23 protein-coding genes are annotated in these 22,659 nt (G+C 69.0%); 9 read left to right on the forward strand and 14 right to left on the reverse strand.

Annotated features, from left to right (window positions below; translation table 11 throughout):
* The first annotated feature begins 26 nt into the window (after positions 1 to 26).
* Positions 27 to 1,130: a LacI family DNA-binding transcriptional regulator gene (locus tag ACQEU1_RS24730; protein WP_433206138.1), complete on the forward strand. Its 1,104-nt coding sequence runs from the start codon at positions 27 to 29 to the stop codon at positions 1,128 to 1,130.
* A 3-nt stretch (positions 1,131 to 1,133) separates the two neighbouring features.
* Here the strand turns inward: ACQEU1_RS24730 and ACQEU1_RS24735 are convergent, their stop codons facing one another.
* Complete coding sequence (locus ACQEU1_RS24735) at positions 1,134 to 1,805, reverse strand: hypothetical protein (protein WP_433206141.1); 672 nt, start codon at positions 1,803 to 1,805, stop codon at positions 1,134 to 1,136.
* Positions 1,806 to 1,959: 154 nt separating this feature from the next.
* Between ACQEU1_RS24735 and ACQEU1_RS24740 the strand changes: the two genes are divergently transcribed.
* From ACQEU1_RS24740 to ACQEU1_RS24750, 3 genes are all read left to right on the forward strand, one after another.
* Complete coding sequence (locus ACQEU1_RS24740) at positions 1,960 to 2,472, forward strand: beta-class carbonic anhydrase (RefSeq protein WP_363845665.1); 513 nt, start codon at positions 1,960 to 1,962, stop codon at positions 2,470 to 2,472.
* Positions 2,473 to 2,542: 70 nt separating this feature from the next.
* Positions 2,543 to 3,412, forward strand: coding sequence for an A/G-specific adenine glycosylase (locus ACQEU1_RS24745; protein WP_433206144.1), 870 nt, complete (start codon positions 2,543 to 2,545; stop codon positions 3,410 to 3,412).
* Between the two features lie 670 nt (positions 3,413 to 4,082).
* Positions 4,083 to 4,592: a 2'-5' RNA ligase family protein gene (locus tag ACQEU1_RS24750; RefSeq protein ID WP_433206147.1), complete on the forward strand. Its 510-nt coding sequence runs from the start codon at positions 4,083 to 4,085 to the stop codon at positions 4,590 to 4,592.
* Here ACQEU1_RS24750 and ACQEU1_RS24755 read toward each other — a convergent pair.
* A complete protein-coding gene (locus ACQEU1_RS24755) occupies positions 4,541 to 5,287 on the reverse strand; it encodes an alpha/beta fold hydrolase (RefSeq protein ID WP_433206150.1) in 747 nt (248 codons plus the stop codon). The genes ACQEU1_RS24750 and ACQEU1_RS24755 overlap by 52 nt on opposite strands.
* A 15-nt stretch (positions 5,288 to 5,302) precedes the next feature.
* Here ACQEU1_RS24755 and ACQEU1_RS24760 point away from each other — a divergent pair, with 15 nt between their 5' ends.
* Genes ACQEU1_RS24760 through ACQEU1_RS24770 form a run of 3 tightly spaced genes read left to right on the forward strand, consistent with a single transcriptional unit; the run spans position 5,303 to position 7,864 of the window.
* Positions 5,303 to 6,748 (forward strand): M1 family metallopeptidase, encoded by a 1,446-nt coding sequence (locus ACQEU1_RS24760; RefSeq protein WP_433206153.1) that lies wholly within the window; start codon positions 5,303 to 5,305, stop codon positions 6,746 to 6,748.
* Positions 6,749 to 6,758: 10 nt separating this feature from the next.
* Entirely contained in the window at positions 6,759 to 7,070 is a 312-nt protein-coding gene (locus tag ACQEU1_RS24765; protein ID WP_394614285.1) for an antibiotic biosynthesis monooxygenase family protein, read from the forward strand.
* Positions 7,070 to 7,864, forward strand: coding sequence for an SIR2 family NAD-dependent protein deacylase (locus ACQEU1_RS24770; protein WP_433211725.1), 795 nt, complete (start codon positions 7,070 to 7,072; stop codon positions 7,862 to 7,864). Before ACQEU1_RS24765 ends, ACQEU1_RS24770 begins: the two co-directional genes overlap by 1 nt.
* Here the strand turns inward: ACQEU1_RS24770 and ACQEU1_RS24775 are convergent.
* From ACQEU1_RS24775 to ACQEU1_RS24800, 6 genes are all read right to left on the reverse strand, one after another.
* The gene (locus tag ACQEU1_RS24775; protein WP_433206157.1) at positions 7,836 to 8,879 is read right to left on the reverse strand and encodes an endonuclease/exonuclease/phosphatase family protein; all 1,044 of its coding nucleotides are present in this window, start codon (positions 8,877 to 8,879) and stop codon (positions 7,836 to 7,838) included. The two genes, ACQEU1_RS24770 and ACQEU1_RS24775, sit on opposite strands and share 29 nt — an antisense overlap.
* A 73-nt stretch (positions 8,880 to 8,952) precedes the next feature.
* Entirely contained in the window at positions 8,953 to 9,768 is an 816-nt protein-coding gene (locus ACQEU1_RS24780) for a hypothetical protein (RefSeq protein ID WP_433206160.1), read from the reverse strand.
* Positions 9,768 to 10,928, reverse strand: a complete 1,161-nt coding sequence (locus ACQEU1_RS24785; protein WP_433206163.1) for a WXG100 family type VII secretion target — start codon at positions 10,926 to 10,928, stop codon at positions 9,768 to 9,770. Before ACQEU1_RS24785 ends, ACQEU1_RS24780 begins: the two co-directional genes overlap by 1 nt.
* Before the next feature lie 9 nt (positions 10,929 to 10,937).
* The gene (locus ACQEU1_RS24790) at positions 10,938 to 11,258 is read right to left on the reverse strand and encodes a WXG100 family type VII secretion target (RefSeq protein WP_433206166.1); all 321 of its coding nucleotides are present in this window, start codon (positions 11,256 to 11,258) and stop codon (positions 10,938 to 10,940) included.
* Positions 11,255 to 11,923 carry a YbaB/EbfC family nucleoid-associated protein gene (locus ACQEU1_RS24795; RefSeq protein WP_433206169.1) on the reverse strand — a complete coding sequence of 223 codons (669 nt, stop codon included), beginning with the start codon at positions 11,921 to 11,923 and terminating at the stop codon, positions 11,255 to 11,257. The genes ACQEU1_RS24790 and ACQEU1_RS24795 overlap by 4 nt, the downstream gene beginning before the upstream one ends.
* 188 nt (positions 11,924 to 12,111) lie before the next feature.
* Complete coding sequence (locus ACQEU1_RS24800) at positions 12,112 to 14,673, reverse strand: ATP-dependent Clp protease ATP-binding subunit (RefSeq protein ID WP_433206172.1); 2,562 nt, start codon at positions 14,671 to 14,673, stop codon at positions 12,112 to 12,114.
* Positions 14,674 to 14,990: 317 nt separating this feature from the next.
* On the opposite strand from ACQEU1_RS24800, the gene ACQEU1_RS24805 reads away from it, so the two are divergent.
* Positions 14,991 to 15,794: a (2Fe-2S)-binding protein gene (locus ACQEU1_RS24805; protein WP_433206175.1), complete on the forward strand. Its 804-nt coding sequence runs from the start codon at positions 14,991 to 14,993 to the stop codon at positions 15,792 to 15,794.
* Between the two features lie 21 nt (positions 15,795 to 15,815).
* Here ACQEU1_RS24805 and ACQEU1_RS24810 read toward each other — a convergent pair whose 3' ends face one another.
* The 5 genes from ACQEU1_RS24810 to lysS form a co-directional block, all read right to left on the reverse strand.
* Entirely contained in the window at positions 15,816 to 16,634 is an 819-nt protein-coding gene (locus ACQEU1_RS24810) for an ABC transporter ATP-binding protein (RefSeq protein WP_433206178.1), read from the reverse strand.
* Positions 16,631 to 17,701, reverse strand: a complete 1,071-nt coding sequence (locus ACQEU1_RS24815) for a FecCD family ABC transporter permease (protein WP_433206181.1) — start codon at positions 17,699 to 17,701, stop codon at positions 16,631 to 16,633. The genes ACQEU1_RS24810 and ACQEU1_RS24815 overlap by 4 nt, the downstream gene beginning before the upstream one ends.
* Before the next feature lie 11 nt (positions 17,702 to 17,712).
* Entirely contained in the window at positions 17,713 to 18,705 is a 993-nt protein-coding gene (locus tag ACQEU1_RS24820; protein ID WP_433206184.1) for a FecCD family ABC transporter permease, read from the reverse strand.
* A gap of 315 nt (positions 18,706 to 19,020) precedes the next feature.
* A complete protein-coding gene (locus tag ACQEU1_RS24825) occupies positions 19,021 to 19,371 on the reverse strand; it encodes a histone-like nucleoid-structuring protein Lsr2 (protein WP_285647728.1) in 351 nt (116 codons plus the stop codon).
* Between the two features lie 113 nt (positions 19,372 to 19,484).
* Positions 19,485 to 20,939, reverse strand: a complete 1,455-nt coding sequence (gene lysS / locus ACQEU1_RS24830; RefSeq protein WP_433211728.1) for a lysine--tRNA ligase — start codon at positions 20,937 to 20,939, stop codon at positions 19,485 to 19,487.
* Between the two features lie 169 nt (positions 20,940 to 21,108).
* Here lysS and ACQEU1_RS24835 point away from each other — a divergent pair, with 169 nt between their 5' ends.
* A complete protein-coding gene (locus ACQEU1_RS24835) occupies positions 21,109 to 21,864 on the forward strand; it encodes a class I SAM-dependent methyltransferase (RefSeq protein WP_433206188.1) in 756 nt (251 codons plus the stop codon).
* Here the strand turns inward: ACQEU1_RS24835 and ACQEU1_RS24840 are convergent.
* Positions 21,854 to 22,651 carry a type III pantothenate kinase gene (locus ACQEU1_RS24840; RefSeq protein ID WP_433206191.1) on the reverse strand — a complete coding sequence of 266 codons (798 nt, stop codon included), beginning with the start codon at positions 22,649 to 22,651 and terminating at the stop codon, positions 21,854 to 21,856. The genes ACQEU1_RS24835 and ACQEU1_RS24840 overlap by 11 nt on opposite strands.
* Between the last annotated feature and the right edge of the window lie 8 nt (positions 22,652 to 22,659).

Genomic DNA, 22,659 nt, shown 5'->3' on the forward strand with positions numbered 1-22,659 from the left:
TGGTTCTGAACCGTTACGGTCCTTTCATGGCGCGGTCGATGCATGTGCGACGTCCGGCAACGTTGGCCTCTCTGGCCGCTGAGCTGGGCGTTTCCCGGACAACGGTGTCCAACGCGTACAACCGGCCCGACCAGCTCTCTCCCGAGCTGCGTCGGCGGGTGTTGGACACGGCCCGAAGGCTGGGTTATCCCGGCCCGGATCCTGTGGCGCGTTCGTTGCGCACGCGCAAGGCCGGGGCGGTGGGCCTGCTGCTCACCGAGAACCTCTCCTACGCGTTCCGCGACCCCGCCGCGATCGGGTTCCTGGAGGGCCTCGCGCTGGCGTGCGAGGACGCCGGGACCGGGCTGCTGCTGGTGCCCGCGAACCCCGAACGCGAGGACGTCGCGTCCGTGCACCGCGCCGGCGTGGACGGCTTCGTCGTCTACTCCGTGCCGGACGACGACCCGCACCTCGCCGCCGTGCTGGAGCGCCCGGTGCCGACCGTCGTCTGCGACCAGCCGGACCTCGGCACCGTGGACCGCGTCGGCATCGACGACCGCGGCGCCATGTACGAGCTCGCGAAGCACCTCATCGGCCTGGGCCACCGCCGCATCGGCGTCGTGTGCATGCGTCTCGCGCGTGACCGCAACGACGGCTTCGTGACGCCGGACCGCCAGCACGCCGCGCACTTCCACGTGCAGCGCAACCGCCTGTCGGGCCTCGCCGAGGCGTTCAGCGAGGCGGGCGTCGACTGGTCGCAGGTGCCGGTCGTCGAGCGCTTCGACCACAACATGGCCTCGGGCGCGTCCGGCGCGGCCCAGGTGCTCGACCGGGACCCGCAGGTCACCGCCCTGATCTGCACGTCGGACGTGCTGGCGCTGGGCGCGATGACCGAGGCGGCCCGCCGCGGCCTGCGCGTGCCGCACGACATCACCGTGACCGGCTTCGACGGCATCCGCGCCGGCGAGGAGGCCGGGCTCACGACCGTGCGCCAGCCGGTGCTGGAGAAGGGCAGGGCGGCGGGCAAGCTGCTGCTCGACACCAACGAGCGGTCGCGGCCGCGGTCGGTGAACCTGTCGACCGAGCTGATCATCGGAAAGACGTCGGGGGCGCCGCGCGGCGGTGCCGAGGAGCGTTGGTTCGGGCCGTGAGTCCTACCGCTCGAGCCTGAAGACAGCGGGTGAGCTGGCCTTTCCGGCCAGCTTCGCCACCAGCAGGTAGTCGCCGGGGCCGACGCGGGTGTGCGCGCCGCAGCCGGGCTGCGAGGTCGAGCCGGCCCAGTTCGTGCCGTAGTTGAAGACCTCCTTCGGCTGCATCACGCGCGTCTCGGTGCCGGTGGCCGCGAGGCAGTGGTTGCTCGACCACAGCACCGTCGCGCCGTCCGCCGTCAGGATCGTGAGCTCGCGGTGCTGGCGGCCGATGTCCTTGATGCACGGCACCGGCCCGTTGTTGACCAGGTCCATGGACAGTTCCGGCTGGTCACCGATGGTGTAGAAGGGCTTGTTGGCCTTCGCCACGACCCCGATCACGTCGTCCGGGCACGGCTGCGGCGGTCCGGGAGGCGGAGGCGGCGGCGTGGTCTCCGTCGGCGAGGGCGGCGGGGTCGTGGAGGACGACGACGCGGCCGCCGGGCTCTCGGAGCCGCTCGGCGGCGGGTTCGAGGCGGAGGTCGAGGCCGCGTTGGACGGCTTCGACGTCTCGGCGTCCGAGCCGAACATCCCGACGATCCAGATCACGAGCAGGAGTGTGACCAGGGCGGCGGCGATCGCGGCGATGCGGCGGCGCCAGTACACCGTGGACGGCAACGGACCTGTGGGCTCGATCACGGCCCGAACGTAACCGGGTCGTGCGGAATCCAGGCGTAGGCGAGCATCGCTCGATCGGTTGAACGTGACATAGAGCGGAAACCCCTTGTGAACGTGCGCTAACTCCGGTTCCAATCGACGCGGGGTCCGCCGGTAGGCCATGGAGGTGTGTCACATGACCGCGATCGACGAACTGCTCAAGCGGAACTACGAACTCGGGAACGTGGTTCCCGGAGACCGTTCGTCCGCGAAGCCGTCCCTGCAGGTAGCCATCCTGACCTGCATGGACTCGCGCATCCGGGTGTTCGAGATCTTCGGCTTGAAGCAGGGCGAGGCGCACGTGCTGCGCAACGCGGGCGGCGTCGTCACGGACGACGCGATCCGCTCTCTGGCGCTGAGCCAGCGCAAGCTCGGCACGCGTGAGGTGCTGCTCGTGCACCACACGAACTGCGGCCTGGAGATGGTCACCGAGGACGACTTCAAGGACGAGCTGGAGGCCGACACCGGCCTGCGCCCGACCTGGGCCGTCGAGGCGTTCAAGGTGGTCGAGCAGAGCGTGCGCGGGTCGATGGCGCGGCTGCGGCGCAGCCCGTTCATCCCGCACACCGACAAGATCCGCGGCTTCGTGTACGACGTGCACACCGGTGAGCTGCGCGAGGTCGACGCGGCGGAGACCGCGGCGGCCTGAACCGCCAAACGCTTGCGTTGAGGCCCCTTCCGGAGAACCGGGAGGGGCCTCTGCGCGAGAATGGCGGGCGATGAATCACGAGTTGCTGCTGGGCTGGTGGGACACCGCAGCCCGCGACCTGCCGTGGCGCCGTCCCGACTGCACCGCCTGGGGCGTGCTGGTCAGCGAGATCATGCTCCAGCAGACGCCGGTCGCCCGCGTAGAACCGATCTGGCACGAGTGGCTGGCGCGCTGGCCCGTGCCGTCCGCGATGGCCGCGTCCTCCCAGGGCGAGGTGCTGCGGATGTGGGGCAAGCTCGGCTACCCCCGCCGTGCCATGCGCCTGCACGAGGCCGCGACCGCAATTGCCCGCGACCACGGCGACGTGGTGCCGTCCGACGTCGAGACGCTGGAGTCGCTGCCGGGCATCGGCAGCTACACGGCACGTGCGGTGGCCACGTTCGCGTACGGCCAGAAGTGCGCCGTCGTCGACACGAACGTCCGACGCGTCGTAGCGCGCGCTGTGCACGGGGCCGGGGACGCCGGGCCGCCGTCCGTGAAGCGCGACCTGCGTGACGCCGAGGCGATCCTGCCCGAGGACCAGCACGACGCGGCGGTGTTCTCGGCGGCGTTGATGGAGCTCGGGGCGTTGATCTGCACGGCCAAGAACCAGAAGTGCGCCGACTGCCCGTTGTTCGACGTGTGCGCGTGGCAGCTGGCCGGTCGGCCCGCGTACGCGGGGCCGGAGAAGAAGGTGCAGAAGTTCGCCGGCACCGATCGGCAGGTGCGCGGGAAGCTGCTGGACGTGCTGCGGGGCGCGCCGGGGCCGGTGCCGAAGATCCAGCTCGACATCGTGTGGAACGACGTGACGCAGCGGGAGAAGTGCCTGGTGTCGCTGCTGGACGACGGGCTGGTGGAGCAGACGCGCGACGGCCTGTTCGCGCTGCCCGGCGAGCACTGATGCGACGTCGGATTGTTCAACAATCCGACATGGGAATCGTTCAACAATCCCTCGATCGGATCGTTGAACGATCTCCCGGCGAGCCGGTCCTGCCGGCCTGCGACTCGCAAGCTCCGACCCGGCTCCTTGGCAGGCCGACCTCGCAGGCTGAGGTTCGGGCGCGGCAGGGCCGACCTCGCCGACGGAGGCTCGAGCGCTGCAGGGTCGGCCGCGGCGATGAGGTCGTCGGCCTGCGGCTGGGAGGTGCTCGGCGCGCAGCACCGCAGTGGTCCGGCTGTTTCCGGCGGGGAGGCGTTCGGAACCGGTCCGGCTGTTTCTCCGCGGCGGGGAGGCGTTCGGCTCACAGCCACGACCCGGCTCTGGCCACCGCGCCGCCCGAAGGCGTCCGACACGCAGCACCACAGCCACCCGGCCACCCGGCCACCCGGCCACCCGGCCACCCGGCCACCCGGCCACCCGGCCACCCGGCCACCCGGCCACCCGGCCACCCGGCCACCCGGCCACCGGAAGCATTCTCCCTCTGCACGCACTACCAGCGGCGGAGTCCGGTGCGAACGACGGCGCCACGCCCGCGAACCGATCCCGATCGAGCCGGCGAGACACCCAACGGCCGAATCGTTGAACAATCCCACACACTGATCGTTGAACAATCCGACAAGGGGGCGAGCGAATGCACGCGCTGGTGGCGTTCTTCGACGACGCGGCGGACAAGCGCGTCCGCGAGCTGCAGAAGCGGGCCGGCGGGACCTTCAAGTACCCGCCGCACCTCACCTACGCCGTGGCCACCACCATCGGCCCCAAGGTCCGCAAGGAACTGCGCGAGGACCTCGAACGCCTCTGGATGCCGGACCTCTACCTGCACTCCCTCAGCACCTTCTCCACGTCCGAGAACGTGCTGATGCTCGCCGCCGTCGTCGACACCGAACTGCTGGCGGTGCACAGCGCCATCCACGACGTCCTGGCGAGCAAGGTCAAGAACCCGAGCGCGTACTACCTGCCGGGCAACTGGGTCCCGCACTGCACCCTCGTGCACGACGTCGACGACGAGGCGATGAAGGCCGCGTTCGCCCAGGTCTTCCCGGTCGAGCCGATCCGCGCGAAGGTCCGCGAGGTCTCGGTCGTCGACACTCAGACCGGCGAGATCGACGTGCTCAAGAAGGCCTCCACGGCCCCGCGGTAGACCCACGGCGCGGTGTCGTGCACGACGTGCCCGGCCTCCTCGACGTAGAGGTACCGGCCGCCGGATCGTCGTGCCGCCTCTGCCATCTGCCCTGGTAGCTGCCCGCCCCGGCCTGCCTCGATGACCAGCGACGGGCACGCCACGGCGTCGATGAAGTCCCAGTACGCGCGCGTGCCCCAGTGGCCGGCGATCGCGTACAGGTCGTCCATCGAGGCGATCAGGTGCCAGCCGTCCGCGCGTTCCTCGAAGTACTCGCCGAACAGCGGCGAGCCGAAGTACGCGGTGATGTGCCCGAGCGACTGGAAGGGCACCGGCCACGCGTCGAAGAGCCACTTCCACTCGTCGACGGTGCGGCCCCTGTTGTCCGGGGCGAAGTCCTCGACCACAATCGCGCGCACCAGGTCCGGGCGGGTCGCCGCGAGACACCACGCGTGCAGCCCGCCCATGGAGTGCCCGACGACCACGGCGGGCCCGAGGCCGAGGTCCTCGATCGCGGCGGCGGCGTCGGCGACGAAGTCCTCGGTGCGGAACGGGCCCCGCGTCGGGTTGCGGCCGTGTCCGCGCTGGTCGATGCCGACCACCCGACCGAAGGGCTGGAGCCACTGCGCGACCGGCCACCAGGCGGTGGCCCTGCTCATCAGGCCGTGCAGGAGCAGCACGCCCTGACCCGTTCCGCCGAACTCGACCACCGACACAGGGATGATTAACGCATGAAGGCCCGCCCGTACCTGATCGCCCTGGTGTTGATCGTGCTCGTCGCAGGTCTGCTCGTGGTGTTCAGAACGCCGAGCAACGACCCGGCGCGTCAGGACACGTCGTCCGAGGCCGCGGTGGAGGCCGGGGCGGGCGCGGGCGACCCGTACTACCCGACGGACGGCAACAGCGGGTACGACGTGACGCTCTACGACCTCGCGATCACCTACGACCCGGAAGCCAAGAAGCTCGACGGCGTCGCGACCATCACCGCAACGGCGACGGAGGACCTCTCGCGCTTCAACCTCGACCTCGAAGGCCTGAAGGTCAGCGAGGTGAAGGTCGGCGGGCAGGCCGCGAAGTTCGCGCAGCAGGGCGACCACGAGCTCGTGATCACGCCGTCCGCGCCGCTCGCGCAGGGCAGGCCGTTCACGGCCGTCGTCACCTACGGCGGCGAGCCCACGACGATCAACGACGCCTCGCTGGGCCGCAGCGGCTGGCAGATCTCGTCCACCGGCGGTGCCTTCGCCGCGGGTCAGCCGCACTCCGCGACGACGTGGTTCCCGGCCAACGACACTCCGAAGGACAAGGCGGCGCTCAAGATCGCGGCCCGTGTCCCGGACGGCTGGACGGCGATCTCCAACGGCCTCGAGGGACCTGTCACGCGCGACGGCGGCTGGACGACGTTCAACTGGTCGGAGGAGACCCCGCTCGCGACCTACGTGGCCACGGTGGCGATCGACAAGTTCGAGGTCGTGCGGTCGACGCTGCCGGACGGCACGCCGGTGGTCGACGCCTACGCGCCCGGCACCTCCGCGGCCAAGAAGCCGATCCAGGACCAGGCCCCGGAGGTACTGGCGTACCTGGCGACGAAGTTCGGCCCCTACCCGCAGCGCGCCGCCGGCGGCATCTGGGTGGCCGACCAGATCGGGTTCTCGCTGGAGACCCAGACGCGCCCGATCTACGCCGCCTGGGCCGACCTGGAGACGCTCGTGCACGAGAACGCCCACATGTGGTTCGGCGACGCGGTGTCGATCAAGAACTGGGCGGACATCTGCATCAACGAGTGCCTCGCCTCCTACGCGCAGTGGCTGTGGCTGGAGCACGAGGGCGAGGACCTCGACCAGCGCTACCGCGACCAGGTCGAGCAGCGGCGCGAGCGGTCGTCGTTCTGGGCGCCGAAGCTCTACGACATGGGCAAGGGCAACGAGTTCCGCGGCGTCTACGACAAGGGCCTGCTCGGCATGCACGCGCTGCGCAAGCAGGTCGGCGACGACGTGTTCTTCAAGGCCCTGCAGTCCTGGGTGACCGGGCACCGCGACGGCAACGCGTCGTGGCCGGAGTTCGAGGACCACTTCAAGAAGGCCTCCGGGCAGGACCTGACCGGGTTCTTCAAGGCGTGGTTCCGGGACTCGGGCATTCCCGACGATCAGTACCTGCTGCCTGTCGGTGTGCGCCGCTAGAGTCGGTGTCATGGCAGTCGTGAAGATCAACGCGATCAAGGTCCCCGAGGGCAACGGCCCCGAGCTCGAGAAGCGGTTCGCCGCGCGGCTGGGCGCGGTCGACGAGCAGCCCGGCTTCCTGGGCTTCGAGCTCCTGCGGCCCGTCTCCGGCGACGACCGCTACTTCGTCGTGACGCACTGGGAGACGCACGAGGACTTCGTGGCGTGGCGCGGGAGCCAGGCCAGCGCGGAGGCGCACTCCGGCGAGCGGGCGAGGCCCGTGTCGTCCGGGGCCGACCTGCTGGAGTTCGAGGTCGTGCTGGGCAGCAAGCCCAAGCAGTGATCGAAGAGGCCTACGACAGGGCCGCCGAGCTGATCGCCGGCGCGGACGCCGTTCTGGTCTGCGCCGGTGCCGGCATCGGGGTCGACTCCGGTCTGCCCGACTTCCGCGGCACCGAGGGCTTCTGGCGGGCGTACCCGCCGTACGAGCGGCTCGGGCTGAAGTTCGAGGAGATCGCCGACCCCGTGCACTTCGCCGACGATCCCGCGCTGGCGTGGGGTTTCTACGGCCATCGGCTGCGGCTGTACCGCGAGACCGTGCCGCACGAGGGTTTCGCCGTGCTGCGGTCGTGGGGTGCGCGGGTGTTCACGTCCAACGTGGACGGTCAGTTCCAGAAGGCGGGCTTCGCGGACGTCGCGGAGGTGCACGGGTCGATCCACCACGCCCAGTGCGTGGAGCCGTGCACGGACGAGATCTGGGAGTGCTCGTTCGACGTCGAGGTCGACCCGGTGACGATGCGGGCGGTGGGCGATCTGCCGTCGTGCCCGAACTGCGGCGGGCTGGCGCGGCCCAACATCCTGATGTTCGGCGACTGGGGCTGGGTGCCGCACCGCAGCCAGCGGCAGCTCGACGAGCTGAACGAGTGGCGGCGCGCGCGGCAGCGGTTGGTGGTGGTCGAGATCGGCGCCGGCACCGCCGTGCCGACCGTGCGACGTCAGGCCGAACTCGCCAGTGCCGCTTCCGGGGCCCTCATCCGCATCAACACGCGCGAACCGGACGTCCGCCACGGCAGGGGCGTCTCCCTGCCCGCGGGCGCGCTGGAGGCCCTCACAGCCTTGGCACGACGAACTGCGTGACGACGGCCCGGTGATCGCTGCCGGGCACGTCGAACACGTCCACCGTGTCGACGAGGATCTTCGAGTCGACCAGCACGTGGTCGATGGTGACCGGCGGCGGCCAGACCCCGCTGTCGCTGGGCCAGGTGTGGATCAGCCCCTTGCCGACCTGGTCGGCCGCGTCCACGTACCCCTTGTTGAGCAGCCGGGTGAGCCCGACGTGGTCGAGCGTGGCGTTGAAGTCGCCCGCCAGCACCCGCAGCGCACCGGTCGAGTCGGGCGAGGGCAGCCCGGCCAGCTCACGTTGCCACGCCTCCGGCCCGTCGGTGACCACGGGCGGCAACGGGTGCACCGACACCACCTCGATGTCCTTGCCCGGCAGGTCGACCACCGCCCCTGCCTGCTGCAACGTGCCGGGAGGCGTCAGGTTCCGCCGCTGCAGCGGGAACCGCGACGCGATCCCGCTGCCGGACCCACCCGGTTCGTCGAGGAACACCCGGTTGGGCAGCACCTGGTTCAGCCCGGCCCGTTCGAGGTCGCGCACCATCTCCGGCGTCAGCTCCTGCATGGCCAGGACGTCGACGCCGCGCCTCTTCACCTCCTGCACGAGGAACTCGGCGTCGGCGATGCCGGTGAGCAGGTTCGAGGTCATCAACCGGACCTGCTGCCCGACCCCGTTGGGCCGCGCGTCGGAGAACGCCCGCGGCGCCACGTTCGCGACCAGCACGATCCCCACCAACGTCATCGTCAGCCCGATGACCCAGCGCCTGCGCATGAGCGCGAACAACCCGATCAGCAGCCCCACGACGGTGTAGTAGGGCGTGAGGGACGTCGCGGCGATCATGTACCGCGTCCCGTCGATGCCGAGCAGTCTGACCAGCGCCGCCGCGACGAACGCCAGCGCGCACACGAACAGCAAGAACGTGGCGAAACCGCTCCTCGGCGCCTTCACCTCGGTGGTGACCACGCCGTGCAGTGTCGCCGACCGGTCGTCAGTCTCCGGTGTGGTGCCCATGCTCCAGAGGACGGCCGGCAAGCCCTTCTCGTTGCCCCACCGAAAATCGCCGTTCAGATGTCCAGGTGACTTCGGCTGATCTGTTTCCGGCGACTCACACGGCTGCCGGATGTCGCGGCCGCACGTCCGGCATGCGATCGAGTGCCCCGACGATCGCGTCGACGACGGGCAGCACCGTCTGCTCGTCGATCGGCCCGCGCATCGTGGTGTAGACGATCCCGTTCTCGAACGTGAGCGACAGGAACCGCCCGATGACGACGGGCAACGCGTCGGCCTGGTCCACCAGCCATTCCAGCGCCTCGGGGGTGAAGGCCCGGGACGCGACGGCGAGGTCGTTGGCGAACACGGCGAACTCGTGGTCGGTCTCAGGCGGCAGGCGCAGGGGCAACCACTCGGCGTTCGTGCGCGCCACGGTGAGCGGCTGCGCGGCGAGCCACCCGCTCAGGTAGCCCGGCGCGACCGAGCGACCGAGGAAGTCGGTGTGCTGACGCCGGGTGAGCCGCATGGGAGCGATGCGGGCCGTGGACACCTCGAACCGGTGCTCCTGCAGCCTGATCACTCCCCGCGATCCCTGCCGCCTCATCGAGGCCTGCGCCACCCGCACGTGCCAGGGCCCGCGCCGGAAGTCCAACGCCAGGTCGTACCTGGGCTTGGAGCGCTGGAGGAGCTTGTCGACGAACCCGGTGACGTGGCTCGCGAGCGGTCCCCGCAGATCAGCCGACCACGCGGCCGCCCGGTCGGCACCGACCACCTCACCACCGAGTTCGGCGGCGAGCGGCGCCAGGGCGACGGCCTGGTCAGCGTCGGCCTTGCGGTTGCGGCGGAGCTGCCACCACCGCCGCACGGCCACGGCGCTGAGCGAGAACGCGATCACAGCAAGACTGGGCCACAACAACTTCAAGATCTCCATCAGAGGTCGAGATCTCCTTCGATCCGCTGCTTCTGACGGTCTGCGCCCGTGTCGTCGTACTCGGTGCTCTTCTGATAGTTGCCGAAGTTCCGCACGGGCTTGTCGACGCCCGCGTTCGCTCCCGCGCCGACACCCAACTGGCCGCGCACCGCGTCGATCGCCGCCTTGCCCATCGCCTTGGGGAATCCGCTCGCGACACGCTCGCCAATCAAGCCCCCGTCGCTGCCCCACAACTTGGCGACTGCCGGCACCGGAACGCCGGGAAAGCCGCGATCCAGGTCCTTCTTGCTGACCTCTTTGGTGAGATCGGCCAGCGCGACGTTCGTCTTCTTGTCCGCCATGGACTTCTGAAAAGCTGTCCGCACGTTCTTGACCCTGCCCGCAAGGCCGCGCAGGAAAGCCAGGATCTTGTCGAGGAACTGGCGCAACCTCGCCACGATGCGCGCGACCCGGCTGCCGGTCGTCGCGACACGAACACCCGTGGCCGCCCCCGCCGCGGCAGTCGACGCACCAAAACTCGGTACCGCGGCCGCCAGGGCCGGGATCCAGATCATGACCAGCCAGGTGATCAGCTCGGTGAGGATCGCTTTGATGAAGTCCTCGACGATCGTCATGATCATGCTGGAGATCTGGAGCATGCTCGCGAGTTCGCCCGCCTGACCCGCGACACCGTCGATGCCGTTGGCGAACTCGCCGAGCTTCGTGCCGGCCACCTCGGACGCCTGCCCGCCCCAGGTCTGCACGGCGCTCTGCAGGTCAGCGTCGAACTTCGCCCTCATGTCGGCAACGCCCTTGGCGATGTTGTTGAAGTTCTCCGCCGCCTGTTGCAACGCGGGACCGTCGCCGCTGACGAAGTGGATCGCGTCTTCGAGCGGCTGCACCACGCTGATCAGGAAGTTCAGCCCCTGCCCGACCAACCAGCCGATCGGGTCGGTCGCGATGCCGTAAGCCGACGTTCCGAGAGAACCGACGACAGCTGCACCCTCCGAGACCAGTGCGGTCACCTCGGAACCGTCCGCGCCATCGCTGAACTTGCCGGCCGCGTCGGCGGTTTTGAGGTAGTTCCCGTAGAACGGGGCGGCCTCCGCCATCTTCCTGCCGGTGGTCTTCTCCCCGACCGTGATCTCGACGCCACCGGCGCTGGTCTTCTGCTCCGCCACGGTGCGTCCCTACTTCCGGTCGATCTCGACCTGGATGCCGTTGAAGATCTTCTTCAACGCCTCTTCCTGGTCCGCGTAGCCCTGCGCGGTGCCCCGGAACTTGCCGGCGCCGGACTGAAGCCCTTCCTGCATGTCGGTGAACAGGTCTTTCAGGTCACCGAGCATCTGGGTGTACTCGTCCTTGGTGATGAGGCCGACGACGCCCCACGACTTGTCGCCGACGTCCGCCATGTCGACGAGCCCGGCGATCTGCGCGGCCCGGCTCTGGTGAGCTTCGAGCTTGCCCGCGAACTGCCGGAGTTCCTCCGGATTGACGTCGAAGCCGCTCATCGGCCACCGTCCTCGTCGTCGTAGAGGTTGAGGAACCGATCGTCCTTCTTGGACGGCGGCGGCGTCTGGGACGACCCCGTGGCCCAGGTGTCGCCGCGCAGGACGTTCTGGTCGGAGAAGTCATCAGCCGGGTCGGCCGCGGGTCGGCGAGGCGGCGGAGGGGGAGCCGGTGGACGGCCCTGGCTCGGTGACGCGGGTGGTGGTGGCATTGGTGGCGGAGGCGCCGCGGCAGGTGGTGCGGCAGTGGGCTGAGTGCCTTCGTCCGCTGTTGCTCGACGCAGGTCCTCGGTGCTCATGCCGAACAGCTGGGCCTGGGTTTCGAGCACCTGGTCCTTGAGGTGCATGTCGTCACCCAGGGCGCCTTCGACGATCCCGGCCTGGCGGCGCGCTGCTTCCGCTACCGCCTTCTGCAAGGTCGACATCAGTTCGGCCGCCAGCGCGTGTGGTGGGCGGCGCATCGCCTGGTCGGTGAGCCTGATGTCCTTGATGGACCCCGAGGGGCCTGCCACCACCGTGACCGCGCGGTCGGCCGAGGTGGCCACCGCCTCCAGTTCGGTCAGCTGCTGTTGCATCTCACCGAGGTTCCCGAACTGCTGGTCGACCCGATGCACCTGGGCCTGAAATCGCTCGAACTGAGCGATCAACTGGTCGAACTCCGCCGCCACGACCGTCCCCCGAGTCCCTCGTCAGCGCGCGACCGAGTTGATCGTGCGGGCAGGGTCCATGCTGGCAGTGAACCGGCTGTCCGGCAGCAAAACGGGCGAATCCACCCGGCTGAGTGAGGCGCGTGACAGAACGAGACCGACCCCCGGGCTCGGTGAGCCTGGGGGCCGGTCTGCGCGTGGTGCCTAGATCACTCGGTTTCGGACGCCGGGGCGTCCTGCTGCTCGATGGCCGCCGTGGCGGTCAGGTCGACCGGCGGGGCGTCCGGCACGCGGTTCGGCTTGGCCTCGCCGCGGAAGACGAACTTCGCCTTGTCGTGGTCGTCCGAGACGCCGTCCCAGCCCTCGATGTCGGTGATGATGATCTGGCCCGGCTGGATCTCGCCGAACAGGATCTTCTCCGACAGCTGGTCCTCGATCTCGCGCTGGATCGTGCGGCGCAGCGGGCGGGCGCCCAGCACCGGGTCGAACCCGCGCTTCGCGAGCAGGGACTTGGCCCTGTCGGTCAGCTCGAGGGCCATGTCCTTGTTCTTCAGCTGCGTCTCGACGCGGGCGATCATCAGGTCCACCATCTTGATGATCTCGTCCTGAGTCAGCTGGTGGAAGACGATGATGTCGTCGATGCGGTTGAGGAACTCGGGGCGGAAGTGCTTCTTCAGCTCGTCGTTGACCTTGTTCTTCATGCGCTCGTAGTTGGACGCGGTGTCCTGACCCGAGGTGAAGCCGAGGCCGACGGCCTTGCTGATGTCGGACGTGCCCAGGTTCGACGTGAAGATGATGACGGTGTTCTTGAAGTCCACCGTCCGGCCCTGACCGTCGGTCAGGCGGCCGTCCTCCAGCACCTGGAGCAGCGTGTTGTAGACCTCGTTGTGCGCCTTCTCGATCTCGTCGAAGAGCACGACGGAGAACGGCTTGCGGCGCACCTTCTCGGTGAGCTGGCCGCCCTCTTCGTAGCCGACGTAACCGGGAGGGGCACCGAAGAGCCGCGACGCCGTGTAGCGGTCGTGGAACTCGCCCATGTCGATCTGGATGAGCGCGTCGTCCTCGCCGAACAGGAAGTTCGCGAGCGCCTTCGAGAGCTCGGTCTTACCGACACCGGACGGGCCGGCGAAGATGAACGAGCCGGAGGGGCGCTTCGGGTCCTTCAGGCCGGCGCGGGTGCGGCGGATCGCCTGCGACACGGCCTTGACCGCGTCGGTCTGGCCGATGATCCGCTTGTGCAGCTCGTCCTCCATGCGGAGCAGACGCGAGGTCTCCTCCTCGGTGAGCTTGAACACCGGGATGCCGGTCCAGTTGGCGAGGACCTCGGCGATCTGCTCCTCGTCGACCTCCGCGACGACGTCCAGGTCACCGTCCTTCCACTGCTTCTCCCGCTCGGCCTTCTGGCCCAGGAGCTGCTTCTCCGCGTCACGGAGCTTGGCGGCGCGCTCGAAGTCCTGCGCGTCGATCGCGGACTCCTTGTCGCGACGCACGTCGGCGATCTTCTCGTCGAACTCGCGCAGGTCCGGCGGCGCGGTCATCCGGCGGATGCGCATGCGCGCGCCCGCCTCGTCGATGAGGTCGATCGCCTTGTCCGGCAGGAACCGGTCGTTGATGTACCGGTCGGCCAGCGTGGCGGCGGCGACCAGCGCGGAGTCGGTGATCGAGACGCGGTGGTGCGCCTCGTACCGGTCGCGCAGGCCCTTGAGGATCTCGATGGTGTGCTCGAGCGACGGCTCGCCCACCTGGATCGGCTGGAAGCGGCGCTCCAGCGCGGGGTCCTTCTCGACGTGCTTGCGGTACTCGTCGAGCGTGGTGGCACCGATCGTCTGCAGCTCACCGCGAGCCAGCATCGGCTTGAGGATCGACGCGGCGTCGATCGCGCCCTCGGCGGCACCCGCACCGACGAGCGTGTGGATCTCGTCGATGAACAGGATGATGTCGCCGCGCGTGCGGATCTCCTTGAGGACCTTCTTCAGGCGCTCTTCGAAGTCACCGCGGTAGCGCGAGCCCGCGACCAGCGAGCCGAGGTCGAGCGTGTAGAGCTGCTTGTCCTTGAGCGTCTCGGGCACCTCGCCCTTGACGACCATCTGCGCGAGACCCTCGACGACGGCGGTCTTGCCGACGCCGGGCTCGCCGATGAGGACCGGGTTGTTCTTGGTGCGGCGGGACAGCACCTGCATGACCCGCTCGATCTCCTTGGTGCGCCCGATGACCGGGTCGAGCTTGCCCTCACGCGCCGAGGCAGTGAGGTTGCGCCCGAACTGGTCCAGCACCAGGGACGACGAGGGCGTGCCCTCGCCACGACCGGTCGACTCCGCCGCACCCTTCTCGGTGGAGTAGCCGGAGAGCAGCTGCAGCACCTGCTGCCGCACCCTGTTCAGGTCGGCGCCGAGCTTCACCAGGACCTGGGCGGCGACGCCCTCGCCCTCGCGGATCAGGCCGAGCAGGATGTGCTCGGTGCCGATGTAGTTGTGGCCGAGCTGAAGCGCCTCACGCAGTGAGAGCTCCAGGACCTTCTTCGCACGTGGGGTGAAGGGGATGTGACCGCTGGGGGCCTGCTGCCCCTGGCCGATGATCTCCTCGACCTGCTGGCGGACGCCTTCCAGCGCAATCCCCAACGACTCGAGCGCCTTGGCGGCGACACCTTCACCCTCGTGGATCAGACCCAGGAGGATGTGCTCGGTGCCGATGTAGTTGTGGTTGAGCATCCGTGCCTCTTCTTGGGCAAGGACAACCACCCGCCTCGCGCGGTCGGTGAACCTTTCGAACATTCGCACTCCCTGACTGCTGCGTCGGCGGTCCTCGGCTCCACCGATCTACCCTGGTGAGCGCGGCACCGTGGCTCCACTGTAGTGGGCGGTACCGAGGCCTGTGGTTCCCATCAGCGGCAAGCCGCGTCCGGTGAACGTTGACGTCTGCATCAACGCAGGTCGGGAGCGACGGATTCCACGGATCGGGCGATGTCCGCTGAACGCGAACAAGCCACCGTTGAGCGATACTCCTGTGACCGGGGACACCTCGGGAGGCATAAGACGCGCGATCTTGGGTAAGGTTAGGCAAGCCTCATAGATGAGATTGGACTTGCGCGTTGACCGTACCTGCGAGGGTCTCACAGCAGAACCCGCGCGCGCTCACGCCACTGGCCGAATCCATCGCCCGCCTGCAGACCGGTTCCGAGATCAGGTTCGGCACGCCCGTGCCCGCGCAGGAATGGACGATCTGTTCGGACCTGCTGGCCGAGCCGTCGCGGTTCGACCTGTGGCGCAAGGACCTCGCCGAGTGGATGGTCGAGCAGTACGGCGAGTCCGACGACCGCGCCACCGCCGGCTACATCATGGGCTGGTACCTGCACCAGCCCGGCTACCTCGCGGGCCTGCTCTTCCACACCGCCCGCCGGGTGCCGACGCTCAAGCCGGCCGACCTGGCGTTCCGGATCAGCACCGAGGGCCGCCCGCACCCCAACGGCATCGCGCTGATGTGCGACGAGTTCGCGTGCCTGCCCGACGACCCGGCCTCTAACCACCCGGCCGCCACGGTCGTCGCGGACGAGGCGGCGCTGGCCGCGATCCTGCGCGCCCGCTACGCCGCCCACGCGGCCCAGTTCGTCGCGTCCTTCGGCAAGGTGGTCCGCTTCGGCCGCCGCACGCTCTGGGCTGCCGCGACCGACATGCTGGAGTACGGCCCGTGGGCCGCCGGGCGCCTGTTCGGCGACGAGAACGCGGGCGTCACGGACGCGGCGCTGATCCTGCCGGAGAAGCTCGAGCCGTTCGTGTCGGCCTCGACGCTGCACCTCACCGACGAAGGCTGGAAGCGCAAGCGGAACAGCTGCTGCTTCCACTACGTGCTGCCGAACGCCGAGCCCTGCTCGGCGTGCCCGCGCACCTGCACCTGACGCGCGGGCCCGTCGCGGCCCCTACCCGCTCTGAGCCTCCGGCTCCGGCAGCCGGTGCCGCGACCCGACCGGGACGACCAGCGGGGTGCCGGACACCGGGTCCTCGACGACGCGGGCGTCCAGTCCGAAGACCTCCAGCAGCATCTGCTCGGTGAGCACCTCGGCCGGCGTCCCCTGCGACACGATCCTGCCCGCCCTCATCGCGACGATGTTGTCCGCGTAGCGAGCCGCGAGGTTCAGGTCGTGCAGCACCATCACGATCGTGCGGCCCATCGACGCGTGCAGCTCCTGCACCAGGTCCAGCACGTCGATCTGGTGCGCGAGGTCCAGGTAGGTCGTCGGCTCGTCGAGCAGCAGCAGGTCCGTGCCCTGGGCCAGCGCCATCGAGATCCAGGCCCGCTGCCGCTGCCCGCCGGACAGCTCGTCGACGGTCCGCTCGGCCAGGTCGAGGATGCCGGTCATCTCCAGCGCGGCGTCGACGGCGGCGGCGTCGTCCGAGGACCACTGCTTGTACCAGGACTGGTGGGGGTGCCGGCCGCGCGCGACGAGGTCCGCGACCGTCAGGCCCTCCGGCGCGGACGGCGACTGGGGCAGCATCCCCAGCACGCGGGCGACGTCCCTGGTCGACATCGACTCGATCTGCTTGCCGTCGAGCAGCACGGCGCCGGACCGCGCGGGGAGCAGCCGCCCCAGCGCCTTCAGCAGGGTCGACTTGCCGCAGCCGTTCGGGCCGATCACCGCGGTGACCGTCCCTCCCATGATCGACAGGTCCAGGCTGTCGACGATCAGCCGCTCGCCGTAGCCGATCGACAGCGACGAAGCCTCAAGACGCACACTCATACCCGCGCCTCCCGGCGGCTTCGGATCAGCAGGAACATCAGGTAGGGCGCACCGAGCACGGCGGTGATCACCCCGACGGGCAGTTCGGTGGTGTAGATCGTCCGAGCGACCAGGTCCGACAGCACGACCAGCGCGCCGCCGATCACGGCCGAGCCGAACAACGGCGGCTGCGCGGTGCCGCAGAGCCTCAGCGCGATCTGCGGCGAGGCCAGCGCGACGAACGTGATCGGGCCCGCCGCGGCCGTCGCCACGGACGCCAGCACGATCGCCACGATGATCAGGAACGACCTGGCGACGTTGACCCGGATGCCCAGGCCGCGCGACGTCTGGTCGTCGAACTGCAGCGCGCCCAGCACGTGGCCGCCGATCAGCGCGACGGGGACCAGCACGACCAGCGCGACGGCCACCGGGACGACGTGCTCCCAGCCGCGGCCGTTGAGCGAGCCGGTGATCCACACCATCGCGCGGCCGGCGTCCTGCACGTCGCCGACGGTCAGCAGGTAGTGGGTGAAGTTGCCGGCCACGGCCGTGACGCCGATGCCGACCAGCACCATCCGGAAGCCCTCGATGCCCTGCCGCCACGCCAGCGCGTAGACCAGCAGACCAGCGAGCAGGCCGCCGAGCAACCCGGCCAGCGGCACGCCGATCGACGCCGCGCTGCCCGTGACGACGCCCAGCGACCCCGCGAACGTGATCACCGAGACGGCCCCCGCGCCCGCGCCCCAGGTGACGCCGAGGATGTCCGGCGACGCGAGCGGGTTGCGCACGATGGCCTGGAAGATCGCGCCGGACAGGCCCAGCGCGGCACCGACCAGCAGGCCGGTGAGCGCGCGCGGCATCCGGAGCTCCATCACCACGAACTGGTCGCGGCGCGTTCCTCCGCCGAACAGCACGTCGACGACCTGGCCGGCCGTGAGCGGGAAGTCTCCGATCATGATGTCGGCGACCAGCAGGCACGCCAGCACGACCAGTGCCACCGCCACCACCAGCAGCGGGCGGCGGCGCAGGCGGAACGAGGCGGCGCCCAGCCGGAGAGCGGGCTTCGCGGCCGCGGGGGTCCTCTTCACCTCTGTCGTCGTCAAATCTTCACCAGCTTCTTGCGCCGCACGAGGTAGATGAAGAACGGCGCGCCGATCAGCGCCAGCATCACGCCGACCTCCACCTCGGACGGGCGGGCGACCACCCGGCCGACGATGTCGGCGAACAGGATCAGGATCGCCCCGAGCAGGGCCGAGTACGGCAGGATCCAGCGGTAGTCCGGGCCGGTGAACGCACGCGCGACGTGCGGCACCACGAGCCCGAGGAACCCGATGGGCCCGCACGCGGCGACGGCCCCGCCCACCAGCAACGTGATGGCGAAGATGCCGAGCCCGCGCGTCCGCTTCACGTCGACGCCGAGCGACTTCGCCACGTCCTCGCCGAGCGACATGGCGTTCAGGCCGGGCGCGTTGAACGCGGCGATGACGAGGCCGGCGAAGAGGAACGGCGCCACCTGCGTCAGCACCGCCAGGTCGCGGCCCGCGATGGCGCCGACCTGCCAGAACCGGAACGCGTCGAGCGACTGCTGGTCGAGCAGCACGATCGCCGACACCAGGCCGTTCATCAGCGCGGACACGGCGGCGCCGGCGAGCGCCAGCGTCACCGGTGACGGGCCACCTCGCCCGGCGGACCCGAGCAGGAACACCACGACGCTCGCGATCATCGCGCCGGCGAACGCGAACCAGATGTACCCGACCAGCGAGTTCACCCCGAGCAGGAAGATCGACAACACCACCGCGAGTGCCGCGCCGTGCGTGACGCCGAGGATGCCGGGATCGGCGAGCGGGTTGCGCGTGTGGCCCTGCATGAGAGCGCCGCCCACACCGAGCGCGATGCCGACGACGACGCCGAGCAACGTGCGCGGGATCCGCAGCTCGCGGATCACCACGTCGTCCTCGACGCCGGTCGGCGTGAAGAGACCGTGCCAGACCCCCGACAGGGGGATCTCCTTCGAGCCGATCGCGATGCTCGCCAGGCAGACGGCGACCAGCACGACCAGCAGGAAGAGCAGGCCTGACGACCTTCGACCCAAGGCCCACCCTCCTCGCTCCAGTTAGGACAGGTAACCCTAACTGACCGAGACGGGAGGACCGAGACTCAGGACGGAAGTTCTGGTCACATCACCACCACTGACCACAGCTCCACGCGTGCGCGCGGCCGGCGAGACCGAGTAGTGAGCAGAGAAATACCAACCCGTTGTCAGATCAACTAAAAGATCAGAAGCAAAACGTTTCACGACATCGTTTGGATCGCATCGTTCTGCCCGCAAGTAGTTGATCAGTCACTCACATAACGCGAAGGGTTCCGAGGAATCATCCCCGGAACCCCTTCGTGCTTTACCGAATTTTCAGCCCTGCTGGTGGTAGGCGTCGAGCACCTCGGCCGGGATGCGGCCGCGGTCCGACACCTTCATGCCCTGCTTGCGGGCCCACTCGCGAATGGCCTGGTTCTGCTCACGATCCGCCGAGGCGGGGCGCGCCTTCACGCTGCCCGCCGGACGACCCGGTCCGATGCGCTTGCGGCCACCGGCGCGACGGGCGCCTCCGACGAAGTCCGCGAGAGCGTCCCTCAGTTTGCCCGCATTGCCCGAGGAAAGGTCGATCGTGTAGCTGACACCATCCAGCCCGAACTCGACGGTCTCCTCCGCAGTGGAACCGTCCAGATCGTCGACGAGGGTCACCGTGACCTTCTGCGCCATGCGTTCCTCCAGGACCCCGAATGCGCGGTCACCCGCGTCGCCAACTAAAGCCTTCTGCGAGGCAGGTTAGCGCACGGGTGCCGCATTGCACCTATCGACATCCGGAAAGTTACTCATTCAGGGCGAACGAGCGGGAACAAGATGGTCTCGCGGATACCCAGACCCGTGAGGGCCATCAGGAGGCGATCGATACCCATTCCGACGCCACCACTCGGTGGCATTCCGTACTCCAGTGATCGCAGAAAGTCTTCGTCGACCGGCATCGCCTCGTTGTCACCCGCGGCCGCAAGACGAGCCTGTGCTTCCAGGCGTTCCCGCTCGATGACGGGGTCCACCAGTTCGGAGTAACCGGTGCCGAGTTCGAATCCGCGCACGTACAGATCCCACTTTTCGGCGACACCCGGCTTGCTGCGGTGCTGCCTGGTCAGCGGGGACGTCTCGACCGGGTAGTCACGCACGAACGTGGGCGCGTAGAGCGAGTCGCACACCAGGTGCTCCCACAGCTCCTCGACCAGCTTGCCGTGCCCGAACTTCGGGTTGACCTCGAGTTCGTGGCGGTCACAAAGCTTGCGCAGCGTCTCGGCCGGCGTCTCGGGGGTGATTTCCTCACCAACAGCATCCGACAACGACTCGTAGATGCTGAGCGTCGTCCATTCACCCGAGAGGTCGTACTCGGTGCCGTCCGCCAACGTGACGATCTGAGAACCCGTCACGGCTTCCGCCGCTTCCTGGATCAGCTCGCGCGTCAGTACCGCGTTCGAGTCGTACGTGGCGTACGCCTCGTAGTACTCCAGCATCGAAAACTCGGGCGAATGCGACGAGTCCACACCCTCGTTGCGGAAGTTGCGGTTGATCTCGAAGACCTTCTCGATGCCACCGACGACGCAGCGCTTCAAGTACAGCTCCGGCGCGATGCGCAGGAACAGGTCGATGTCGAGCGCGTTCGAGTGCGTGATGAACGGACGCGCGGTCGCGCCGCCCTGCAGCGACTGCAACATCGGCGTCTCGACTTCGAGGAATCCGCGCCGGTGGAACGAGTCGCGCAAGGAACGAACCACGTTCGCACGGGTCCGAACAGTGTCGCGCGCCATCGGCCGCACGATCAGGTCGACGTATCGCTGGCGAATGCGGGTTTCCTCGCCGAGTTCCTGGTGCAGGGTCGGCAACGGGCGCAGCGACTTCGACGTCAGCTGCCACTCGTCGGCCATCACGGAAAGCTCACCGCGGCGCGAGCTGATGACCTCGCCGTGGATGAAAACGTGGTCGCCGAGGTCGACGTCGGTCTTCCACTCGGAAAGCGCTTCTTCACCGACACCGGCGAGGCTCAGCATCGCCTGCAGTTCGGTGCCGTCGCCTTCGCGCAACGTGGCGAAGCACAGCTTTCCGGTGTTGCGCATGAACATCACCCGGCCGGTGATGCCCACGACCTGACCGGTCTGGGTGTCGGGTTCGAGTTCGGGATGCGCGTCGCGAATCTCGCGCAACGTGTGCGTGCGCGCGACTTCGACGGGATACGGCTCCTTACCGGAAGCGAGCAGCCGCGCACGCTTCTCCCGGCGCACGCGCATCTGCTCTGGCAGGTCTTCTTCGCTGGTCACGAGGTTTTGCTTCGGCTGCTCACTCACGCCGAGAAGGGTACGGACACCGGCTATGACAGAGCGAACCGGATACCGCTAATTCGGCGGACAGCGCCGACCGGACCAACATGTGCGCCGGTTCTCTCACTAAGTTGGACGGATGGATCTACACGCGAGACGAGCGGACTCGTTCGGCGCGCAGGCCGAGGCCTACGCCGAACACCGCCCTGACTATCCCGTGGCGGCGATCCGGTGGGCACTGGAGCCACTGGGCACGACCGAGCGCCTCGACGTGCTCGACCTGGCCGCCGGCACCGGCAAGCTGACCTCGGTCCTGTGCGCCGAGGGCCACCGCGTGACAGCGGTGGAGCCCAACGAGCAGATGTTGTCCGAACTGGTGCGCCGTGTGCACGGCGTGCGCGCGTTGCCGGGCCACGCAGAGCACATTCCCGTTCCTGACCAGACCGTCGACGCGGTGTTCGTCGGCACGGCGTTCCACTGGTTCGACCAGGAGAGGGCACTTCCCGAGATCGCCCGCGTGCTGCGGCCCGGCGGTGTGCTGGTCGCGATGTGGATCGTGGAGGACCCGGACGTCGAGTGGCTGTCCGAGCTCTCCGAGGTGTCGGAGGGCAGTGTCGAGTCCGGCCGCAACACCCCGAGCGAGATCATGGCGCACCCGGCGTTCGGCCCGGCGGACAACGCGGTGTTCCCGCACGCGCTGCGCAGGGAGTCTCCGGAGGAGGTCGTCGCCACGACCAACACGTACTCGCGGATGCTCGTCATCGACGACGAGGAACGTGCCGCGATCAACAAGAAGATGCTGGCGTTCCTGCGCGAACGCCCGGAGACGTCGAACGGTCCGTTCGACGTCCCCTTGCGCGCGGAGGCCTACCGCATGGTGCGACTCAGCGAGTGACCGATGGCATGTTGCGCTCGAAGACCATGCGCAACCCCAGCAGGGTCAGGTCGGGCACGTGGTGCGCGATCGTCGAGGACTCCGCGACCACCAGCGGCGCCAGCCCGCCCGTGGCGATCACCGTCACGGGGCCGGCGTCGATCTGCTGGAGCTCCTCGGTGATCTTGCGCACCAGCCCGTCCACCTGCCCGACGAACCCGTAGACGATGCCGGACTGCAGGCACTCCACGGTGTTCTTGCCGATCACGTTGCGCGGCTTGACCAGCTCGACCTTGCGCAGCTGGGCGGCACGCGACGCGAGGGCGTCGACCGAGATCTCGATGCCGGGCGCCAGCGCGCCGCCGAGGAACTCGCCGCGCGACGAGATCACGTCGAGGTTCGTGGACGTGCCGAAGTCGACCACGATGCACGAGGTCGCGTAGAGGTGGTGCGCGGCCAGCGTGTTGATCACGCGGTCCGAGCCCACCTCCTTCGGGTTGTCGACGAGCAGCGGCACGCCGGTCTTCACGCCCGGCTCGACGAGGATCTTCGGCACCGCGTCGTAGTAGCGGCCGAGCATGACCCGCAGCTCGCGCAGCACCGCGGGCACGGTGGACAGCGCGGAGATGCCGGTGATCTTGTCGGCGTACTCGCCGAGCAGGCCGCGCATGGTCAGCGCGAGCTCGTCGGCGGTCATCCTGGCGTCGGTGCGCATCCGCCAGTCGCGCACGAGCGGGGCCGAGTCGCCGACCCCGTCGTACAGACCGAGCACGATGTTGGTGTTGCCGACGTCGATGGCGAGCAGCACGTGTGGTT

Origin of the sequence: Lentzea sp. CA-135723 (genome assembly GCF_050936595.1) — a bacterium.
Lineage (GTDB): Bacteria > Actinomycetota > Actinomycetes > Mycobacteriales > Pseudonocardiaceae > Lentzea.